The sequence below is a fragment of the Paracraurococcus ruber genome, from assembly GCF_004353985.1.
Taxonomy (GTDB): Bacteria; Pseudomonadota; Alphaproteobacteria; order Acetobacterales; family Acetobacteraceae; genus Paracraurococcus; species Paracraurococcus ruber.
This window is the reverse complement of sequence record NZ_SMOA01000335.1, coordinates 1-5161: the sequence shown is the minus strand read 5'-3', so window position 1 is coordinate 5161 and position 5161 is coordinate 1. Positions and strand designations below refer to the sequence as shown.

Sequence of the window (5161 nt, the reverse complement as noted above, 5' to 3'; positions counted from 1 at the left end):
GACGTCGGCCCGCGCCCCGCGCGGCCCGCCCGGGGGCCGCCGGGGCGCGGGCTGGCGAAGGGCATGGCGCGCCCTGGCCCCGGCGCGCAGGATGGTGCTGCCAGGACGCCCGTGGCGTCGATCATGCGCCGGCGCGTTTGCGCCGGACCCCTTGGCGCCGACGACGGCGCGGCGATGCCGGGAACGACCGGCGGCGGGCCGATCCGGGCCGCGCCGCCGCGCACCGGCCAGGGACAGAGAGGAGACGCCCATGTCGCATCCGCTCGAATTCATCGGGATGATCTCGCATCGCCGGCAGTCGGAGATCCATCCGCCGGCCGGCCCGGTGGTGGATCCCGGCTACATCGCCCGCTTCGCCCGGGCGCATGAGGCGGCCGGGTTCGACCGCATCCTGGTCGCCTGGGGCAGCACCAGCCCCGATGCGCTGCTGGTGGCCAGCCATGCCGCGGCGGCGACGACGCGCATCGGCTTCATGGTGGCGCATCGCCCGGGCTTCATCGCGCCGACCCTGGCGGCGCGGCAATTCGCCACCTTCGACCACCTGTCGGGCGGCCGCGCCGCCATCCATGTCATCAGCGGCGGCAGCCCGGCCGAGCAGAAGCGCGACGGCGACACGCTGGACCACGACCAGCGCTACCAGCGGACGGAGGAATACATCGCGCTGCTGAAGCGGCTGTGGACCGACCCGAAGCCCTTCGACCACCAGGGAACCCACTACCGCTTCGAGCAGGGCTTCGCCGAGGTGAAGCCGCTGCAGCGGCCGCATATCCCGGTGTTCTTCGGCGGCTCCTCCGACATCGCGATCGAGATCGCCGGCCGCCATGCCGACACCTATGCCTTCTGGGGCGAGACGCTGGACCAGGCGCGCGACACCATCGCCCGGGTGCGGGCCAGCGTGGCGAAGGCCGGCCGCGACCCGGCGGCGATCCGCTTCAGCCTCTCCTTCCGGCCGGTGCTCGCCGCGACCGAGGAGGCCGCCTGGGCGCGCGCCGACCGCATCATCGCCCGCATCCGCGAATTGCGCGCGCAAGGCTCCGGCGGGCCGAAGCCGGAAAGCGTCGGCTCGCAGCGCCTGCTGGAGGCCGCGGCGGGCGGCAGGGTGCGCGACAAGCGTCTGTGGACCGAGGTGGCGGCGGCGGTCGGCGCCGGGTCCAACACCACCGCGCTCGTCGGCACGGCGGAGCAGGTGGCGGACAGCCTGGCGGACTACCACGCGCTCGGCATCACCACCTTCCTGATCCGCGGCTTCGACCCGCTGGAGGATGCCGAGGCATTCGGCCGCAGCCTGCTGCCGGCGCTGCGCGAAACCATCCGGGCGCGCGGTGCCGTGCCGCACGCCGCCGAATAGGGATCCCGCCGATGCGCCTGACCCGCCGCGCCGCGCTCGCCGCCCCCCTGGCCGCGCCCCTGCTGCGGCCCCTGCCCGCCGGGGCGCAGGACTTCCCCGACCGGACGGTCCGCCTCATCGTCCCCTTCACCCCGGCGGGGCAGACCGACATCATCAGCCGGCTGGTGGCGCAACGGCTGCAGCAGGACTGGGGCCGACCGGTGGTGGTGGAGAACCGGCCGGGCGGCAATGCGCAGATCGGCGCCGACGCGGTGGCCAAGGCGCCGGCGGATGGCCACACGCTGCTGGCCATCACGCTGACCCATGCGGTCAATGCCTCGCTCTTCCCGCAGGCGCCCTATGATTTCCTGCGCGACCTGCAGACCCTGACCCTGCTCGGGTCCCTGCCGCTGGTGGTGGTGGTGCGGGCGGAGGCGCCGTGGCGGGACCTGCCGGCCCTGGGGGCGGCGGCGCGCGGCGGCAGGCGGCTGAATGGCGGGTCGTCCGGCACCGGGTCGCCGCCGCATCTGGGGCTGGAGCTGTTCCGCCGCGCCGCCGGCGCGGTCGAGACCGTGACCCATGTGCCCTATCGCGGCGGCGCGCCAGCGGTCACCGATCTGGTCGCCGGCAATCTCGACCTGCTGGTCGCCAACCTGCCGGAATGCCTCGGCCAGGTGCAGGCGGGCCGGCTGCGGGCGCTGGCGGTGACGGGGCGGGAAAGGCACCGGCTGCTGCCCGAGGTGCCCACCGCCGCCGAGGCCGGGCTGCCGGCGCTGGCCATCACCAGCTGGACCGCGATCCAGGCGCCGTCCGGCGTGCCGGCGCCGCTGGCCGGGCGCATCGCCGCCGCGATCCGCCAGGCGCTGGCCGATCCGGCGCTGCGGGAGAAGGCGGCGGAGCTGGGCTTCGACCTCATCGGCGCCGATGTCGCGGAATCCCGCCGCTTCGTCGCCGCCGAGGTGCAGCGCTATGCCCAGCTTGTCGCGGAGGCCGGCATCCGCGCGGAGTGAGCGGCAGGGCGGGCGGTCACGCCGCAGCCGGCCGGCGCCTGCGGGCAGCAGGACGGAGGCGGGAGCGGATCGTGTCCGGATGGCGGCATCCGGACACGCGGAGCCTGGCCGGGCGCGAGGCGCCGGCGCATGCCGCGCGCGAGGGCGAAGGCCGCATGCACGTCGGCGGCTCGCAGGCGGAATTGCGCCTCGCTCGCACACCGGCGGGTCGCGTGCGGGACCGAGCGCCGCTCGCATGACGGCGGCTCGCTTGCGGGATCGAACGCCGCTCAGACGACGGCGGCTCGCGTGCTGGATTGAGCGCCGCCTGCACGACGGCGGCTCGCGGGCGGGATCGAACGCCGCGTCGCGGCAGGTCCGTCCTTGCGGCGCGGCGCCACGCCCGGGGCCGGGCGCGCCGCGGTGCGATCCGCTCCAGGCCCCTCATCGCCGAGCCTGGTCCCGCGCCGCGGCGTGCACGCCGCGGCGCGATCCGCTGCCACGGTCGCAGCGGGCGACCTTCGGTGTCAGGCCGCCTCGGTCGTCACCCGTGCCAGCGGCAGCTCCGCTTCCAGCACCAGGCCGCTGGCGGCCCAGTCGCGCCGGACGCGGCCGCCGAGCTGCCCTTCCAGCGTCGCCTCCAGCACGCGGGAGCCGAAGCCGCGGCGGGACGGCGCGCAGGCCGGCGCCGGCCCGCCCCGTTCCTCCCAGCGCAGCCGCAGCAGGCCGGCCGGCTGCTCCACCGCCCAGCACAGGGTCACCACCCCCTCCGGCACCGACAGACCGCCATGCTTGGCGGCATTGGTCGCCAGCTCGTGCAGCGCCATCGAGATCGGCTGCACCGCCGTCTCGGCCAAGGCCAGGGCCGGCCCGTCCAGCGCCACCACCGGCCCGGCCGCATCGATGGCGAGCACGGTGGCGATCTCGCCCGCCGCCAGGCTGCGCAGGTCGGCGCCGCGCCCGTCGCCTTCGGCCAGCAGCGTCTGCGCCCGCGCCAGGGCGGCGACCCGGCCCTCCACCAGCCGGATGAATTCCGCGGTATCGGCGGCGCGGGTCAGCCGCACCGCCGCGCCCACCAGGTGGAGCGCGTTCTTGGCGCGATGCGCCACCTCCTGCGCCATCAGGGCGCGACGCTCCTCGGCCAGGCGGCGGTCGGTGATGTCCACATTCACGCCGACCAGGCGCGAGGGCGTGCCGGCGCGGCCGGGGATCCAGCGCCCGCGGCCGAGCAGCCAGCGCAGCTCGGGCGCGGCCTCCGGCGTCGGGCCGGGGCGCAGGATGCGGAATTCCAGCTCGTAGCGGCCGTTCTCCATCGCCGCCGCCGCGGCCGCCCGCGCCACTGCCCGGTCCTCGGGGTGCAGCAGCGCCCGGAAGCGGTCGAGGGTCATCGCCGGCTCCCGCGCCGGGTCAAGGCCGAACAGCGCATACTGCTCCGGCGACCAGCGGACGTCGCGGCTGCCGGCGGTCCAGTCCCAGGTGCCGATGCCGGCCGCTTCCTGTGCCAGGCGCAGCCGCGCCTCGCTCTCCGCAAGGTCCTGGGTGCGGGCGGCGACCCGCTGCTCCAGCGTCGCATTCGCCACGCCCAGCGCCCGCTGCCGCCGCCAGACCGCGCCGGCCATGCCGAGCAGCAGGGCCCAGGCCGGCAGCGCCACCGCCAGGTCGCCGGCGAAGCCTTCCCGCCAGCGCTGGCGGATCGCCGCCTTCGGCCGCGCCGCGGCGGCATAGGCGGGCCAGCCCTCCACGCGGCGATACACCGCCAGCCTCGCCACGCCGTCCAGCGTGGAGGGCGCGCGGGAGACCGTGCCTTCCTCCCCCCGCGCCATCAGTCCGATCAGCGGCGAATCCGGCGAAATGCGCAGCGGCGGGCCGGCGGGGCCGAAGCCGGCCGAGCGCGCCAGCACCTCCCCATCCGTCCGCACCAGGGAGACGACGTCGCCCGGCGCCCGCAGCAGCCGCTGCAGCGCGGCATTCGCCGCATCCGCATAGACCGAGACGACGACCGCGCCGGCGAAGCCGGCGGCATCCGTGCGACGGCGGGCGACGCTGAAGAAGGCCCGCCCGTCCAGCCGCCCGATATGGACGCCGCCGAGATAGGGTTCCGGCACCGCCGGGTCCCGCAGCGCCCGGATGAAGTCGCGGTCGTCGAACGGCACCTCGCGCGGCACCGGATGCACGGTGGCGGCGACCAGCAGCCGCGCCGCCCGGTCGAAGGCGAAGAGCGCGAGCGGGGTGCTGCCATCCGGTTCCTGGCCGGCGATGCGCCGGAAGGTTGCGTGCAGCGGCGCCTCGGCCGCCCGGATGGCGGCATCGTCCAGCCCGTCGAGGACATCATCGGCGCGCTGCAGCCGCAGGTCATGGCCGTCGAGGACCCGGCCGAGATATTCGGCCGCGACCTCGGCGGCGCGGGTCAGCTCGTGCTCGGCGTCCTGCCAGGCGCGCTGCCAGCCGAACCAGCCGGCCCCGGCCAGCAGCAGCAGCGGCAGGGCGACGATGCCGGCGAGCAGCGCCGGCAGGCTGCCGCCGATGCCGCGCGGAGCGGCGCCGCCCGGCGGCGGGGCCGCGGCAGGCCCCGGCCGGCTCATCCCCCTGGGTTCCTGCTGCATGCCGAACGATTGGGGGTCGTGCGGAGTGGCGCGTCAAGCGGCAAGCCGCGCCCCGGGATCACGCCCTTGTGTGGCAGCAAGGGCGTGGAACCGCTCCCTGCCGCCTGGCCTGCCGGGCCCCGCCCGCCGGACGGCCGGTGCCGCGTCGCCCGGCGGACGCCGCCCCTGGGCCCGGACTGGCCGGCCGGCCACGGGTCCACGGCCCGACCGGGTGCCGGGCGGCCGCACCGGGATGCGGCGCC

Annotated in this window: 3 protein-coding genes; 2 read left to right on the top strand and 1 reads right to left on the bottom strand. The window is 76.6% G+C overall.

Translation table 11 applies throughout. The features are described 5' to 3' along the window. Nucleotides 1–250 precede the first annotated feature (250 nt). Together E2C05_RS28405 and E2C05_RS28400 are read left to right on the top strand one after the other, a co-directional pair. Nucleotides 251–1348 (top strand): LLM class flavin-dependent oxidoreductase, encoded by a 1098-nt coding sequence (locus E2C05_RS28405; protein ID WP_133223006.1) that lies wholly within the window; start codon nt 251–253, stop codon nt 1346–1348. A gap of 11 nt (nt 1349–1359) precedes the next feature. Further along, nucleotides 1360–2337, top strand: coding sequence for a tripartite tricarboxylate transporter substrate binding protein (locus E2C05_RS28400; protein WP_133223005.1), 978 nt, complete (start codon nt 1360–1362; stop codon nt 2335–2337). A gap of 506 nt (nt 2338–2843) precedes the next feature. Here the strand turns inward: E2C05_RS28400 and E2C05_RS28395 are convergent. Continuing rightward, nucleotides 2844–4919 carry an HWE histidine kinase domain-containing protein gene (locus E2C05_RS28395; protein WP_133223004.1) on the bottom strand — a complete coding sequence of 692 codons (2076 nt, stop codon included), beginning with the start codon at nt 4917–4919 and terminating at the stop codon, nt 2844–2846. Between the last annotated feature and the right edge of the window lie 242 nt (nt 4920–5161).

Excerpts from the sequence above, each read along its gene's own strand:
- E2C05_RS28395 (WP_133223004.1), bottom strand. The coding sequence starts at position 4,919 with ATGCAGCAGGAACCCAGGGGGATGAGCCGGCCGGGGCCTGCCGCGGCC.
- E2C05_RS28405 (WP_133223006.1), top strand. The coding sequence starts at position 251 with ATGTCGCATCCGCTCGAATTCATCGGGATGATCTCGCATCGCCGGCAG.
- E2C05_RS28400 (WP_133223005.1), top strand. The coding sequence starts at position 1,360 with ATGCGCCTGACCCGCCGCGCCGCGCTCGCCGCCCCCCTGGCCGCGCCC.